General features: G+C 57.9%; 1 protein-coding gene. It reads left to right on the forward strand.

Annotated features, from left to right (window positions below; genetic code table 11):
- The first annotated feature begins 537 nt into the window (after nt 1-537).
- Nucleotides 538-3,372 carry a sensor histidine kinase gene (locus tag SPHV1_RS04310; RefSeq protein WP_197277641.1) on the forward strand — a complete coding sequence of 945 codons (2,835 nt, stop codon included), beginning with the start codon at nt 538-540 and terminating at the stop codon, nt 3,370-3,372.
- The last annotated feature ends 765 nt before the right edge of the window (nt 3,373-4,137 follow it).

A 4,137-nucleotide genomic window follows, 5' to 3' on the forward strand; every position in this document is an offset into this window, starting at 1 on the left:
CTCAACCGTGCGTTTACGATTGTCGAGATGAAGCTTCGCTAGATCTGGTTCGTTTGGGAGCGCTTTTTGTGCTTCGAACAGAAGGGCAAGCATTCGGGTCATGTCTATCGGGCCAACCCGTTTTTGATCGTCCGGCAATTCGGAATTGGAGTTCGGGCTCTGTCCCGCGGGGCCCAAATGCTCATGAATGAGTTGTGCTTGGCCGCCCAGCTCCGAGTCGAATGGCTTGGGTGCCCTGTGGGCTCGACGGGGACGAAGCGTATGAAACATGCCAGTACGATATGGCTGCGCAGGATTGTCGTAAAGCCTCGATGGGGGGGCGAAGCTTACCCCCCAAGGAGGCTTGCAAACACGCCAGTTCGGCTCGATAGAGTTCGGCTAGGCCAATGCCGAACGAGGCTTATTCAGGACATTGCATCGTTGATTTCAGCAAGTCGCGCTGTAGCCTGCATGGGCCGGCTCTTTTTGGTGGCACTTGGCCTCTGCTTGGCGTCTGGGCCCGGAAATGCCCTGAGTTCTGATCGCAGTCTCGACCAGTTGCACCATACCGCCTGGACCTTGCGCGATGGTGCACCGGGTAACATCCGTGCTCTGGCGCAGACCAAGAACGGCTTCCTCTGGCTAGGCAGTTCGACTGGTCTTTACCGTTTCGACGGGATCCGCTTCCATCGGATCGTACCCGAGCATGACGATCCTAAACGATCGCTCCAGGTTACCGCGCTGCTGGCCGCTAACAATGGAGAAATCTGGGTAGGTTATGATTTCGGAGGTATCGCTGTCTATCGCAACGGCCATCTTCGCGCAGCCAACCCGTGGCCGCCGCAAGGGGGAGTGGCCTCCATCGTCCAGGCGCGCGATGGCGCAATATGGATCGCGAGCGAGGCTCGCGGCGCGATGCAACTTGCGCGCTACCAAGCAGGGCACTGGACTCGTTTCGATAGCAAGAATGGTCTGGTCGACGGGTTGATGGGGCCGGTCCTCCCGGTCAGCGACGGGACGGTTTACGTGGCGCTGCCCCCCGCGCTTCTGCGTCTTGCTCCGAGCGGATCGTATTTTCAGCGCGACATGGGAACGGTGGGGAGTTTCGCAGCATTCGCCGAAGGTCGCGATGGGGTGGTCTGGCTCGCTGACGACAGCGGTTTGCGAAGGTTGGATAGGACAGGGGTACAGGCGAGACTCGCGCATCTCGGTACGCCCTACGTAACCCGTCATATTCTGGTCGATCGCGATAGTGGAATCTGGGTCACCGGACAGGACGATGGGTTGGTTCGCTACCGTTATTCAGGTGAGAAGTTGGTCGGCGAGACAGCGACTGGAATGTCGGCGAAACTCTCATTGTCGGTCCTGGAAGATCGTGAAGGTAATGTCTGGGTTGGGACGGCTTCGGGCCTCGACCGCTTTGCGCCGACTACAATGGTGCTAGATAAAGATGCGCCAGCGCCAGTCACCGGGTTTGTCAGCGGTCCGGCTTCGCCACACGTGTTCTTTGCTGGCCCGGCTGGCGTCTATAGAATCGGTCGTGGCGATACTGTTGCTAGACTGATCTTTAGTAAAAAGAACATAGGTGTTTTGTGCGGAAGTCCTGACCGGATGTTGGCGATTAGCCTCGAAGGAGCCTTCCTGCTTGAACTTAAGGGCAATGGGGCGTTGAAGCGTGTGAGAGAGGTCAATGGGCCTTTGTCGGTGACCTGCGCGCAGGATGCGGAAGGTAACTTCTGGACCGGCATGGACCGTCTTTACCGGGTCGAAAATGGTCTGTTGACCGAGGCCGGGAAACCCGGTGGGACCATCACCATGCTCAGGCAGGCCCCAAAGGGCGGGCTCTTTGCCGCACGTAGCCGTGTAGGGCTCCTTGAGTTCAAGGCACTCGGCACACGCATCCTTGTGCCAAGTGCATCGCTCGCGATTGGCTCCATCACCACTTTAGCTCAGGTTCGCGAAGGATTGCTGGTCGGTGGGCAGAAAGGGCTGGCGCTGGTTTCGAAGGACAGGGTTTTCCAGCTGTCCGAGCGGGACTATCCTTTTCTGGCCGGAATGACGGGCATTCTTCGAACGCCCGATGGCTGGATCTGGATGATCGGTAGCTCCGGCATCGTGCGGGTCAAGACTCAGGCGCTCGCGCAGGCATTTCGTAAGCCCGGCACACCAGTCCCTTTCCAGCGCATCGGCGAGGATAGCGACTATCGCGGCAGGTCCAACATATTCGAAGCGAACGACATAGCGCGCGATTCCAGCGGGACACTTTGGTTTGCTACCGACGGCGGCGTTGCATGGGTCGATCCGTCCAGTATTGTCCGAAATCGCGTCGTGCCGCCCGTCGCGATACTGTCGATGAGCGCCGACGGCACCAAATACCCTCTGTCGGGCGCACCCCGGCATTTAACTCCGAACGTAGGGCGCATCGAGATTCAATACACGGCGCTCAGCCTGACCGATGCAACTGCCAATCGTTTCCGTTACAGGCTGATCGGCGGTCAGGGGGGCTGGTACGAGGCGGGGCCGGAGCGACAGGCGCTGTTTACCAACTTGGGACCGGGACCCTACGAGTTCCAGGTCGTCGCCGCCAACAACGCCGGCATTTGGAACAGTGAGGGGGCGAAATTGCGCTTCATCATCGCACCGGCCTTCTATCAGGCTCTCTGGTTCTACTTTGTCTGCGCTGCCATAGTACTTGCACTAGCCTGGTTTCTTTACCGAAGGCGACTCTCTATCATTACAGAGCGGGCGCGCAGCCGGGTCGAGGCACAACTTGCGGAACGTGAGCGAATAGCCCGAGAATTGCATGACACATTGTTGCAGGGTTTCCAGGGTCTGATGTTGCGCTTTCAGACCGTAGTCGAACTGTTGCCACGGGGGGAAAGGTCGCGCCTCGAGATGGAAAGTGCGCTGGACCGCGCCGAGAGCATGCTGATCGAAGGCCGAGACCGAGTCCACTCGATCCGCCAGGATCTACGCCCTGTCGAACTATCTGATCGACTTTCCGTGCTGGCTGACGACATGCTTCCTTCTTCGATCGAATGGCGCTTGGAGACGTTCGGCACGCCGCGGCTGGTGTGCGCGCCTGTCGCGGAAGAGATCGCGAGCATCGTGCGCGAGGCTCTGAGCAACGCGGCGCGTCACGCCAAGGCAGGCAGCATTGTGCTGCTTGTCCGATACCGCACGGCCCACGTGATGGTGGTTGTAGAGGATGATGGCGTTGGCATGCCTTTGGAGATCCTTGCCGCTGGAGGGCGGGAAGGACACTACGGGCTCATTGGAATGCGCGAACGGGCAGGCCGGCTGTCAGGCTCTCTAAACATCTCCGTCTCCGCCAATGGCGGTACCGCGATCAGTCTCACAATCCCTGCGAATATCGCCTACGAAAGCAAATGATAAATCAGTTGTGGAAGGGTGCCTCTCGGAATGCAAAGCCGTGGCTTCTGCGCTCATGTGGCGTAATTCGTAGGCCTAAATTAGTGTCCAGTTCTTAAATCTATCGGGGTGTGAGACAGTGCCGCCCAGGACAATAGGAACGAGTTCTTTTTTATGGAGCACATGCTTGGCAAATCTGCAGCCATGGATAATACGATATTCATTTAGAACCTGCAATTTTCGAAAGCCTATGTGCTTCGAATCATAACAGTTGTTGAATGAGAATCTTTGGCTCGCGTCTACAACTGCACCCGAGCGCTGGACGATTCAGTGCCTCGAGGCCTCCAAACTATTTCCGCCATGGTCATTGCCGATGTGCAAAGGCGGGTCAGCCTACGAACTGCCGTTTCGAGGTCAAGCAAGTGTCCGTGACCGTAAGAATTTAGTTACCGCCCTCAATTTTGACCTTTCCGTGCCGTTCAAGCTTCGATTTCCGTCCCCCAAGGTTCAGACGGTCAGCTAATCGAACTGCGGCGTGCAAAACAGGCCGGGCCCTGAACGTTGTGAGCAAGGCGAGCACCTCCATCGTCGGGGATGATCCTTTGGAGAATGACGGGCTCGTCCTGGCTTGATTTCAGGCCGCCGGTGACAAGGACTTTATGGCCCCGTTCCTCGACAGCGCGACCGTGATCGCGTTCCTGTCGCGCTGAACGATTGACCGGCCCCCACTGAGTGGTCCGTGCGGTTTGTTAGTGTAAAACTGCCTTGAGCCTGGCCCCTTTTCTG

The organism is Novosphingobium sp. KN65.2, assembly GCF_001368935.1.
In the GTDB taxonomy this organism is placed as follows: Bacteria; Pseudomonadota; Alphaproteobacteria; order Sphingomonadales; family Sphingomonadaceae; genus Novosphingobium; species Novosphingobium mathurense.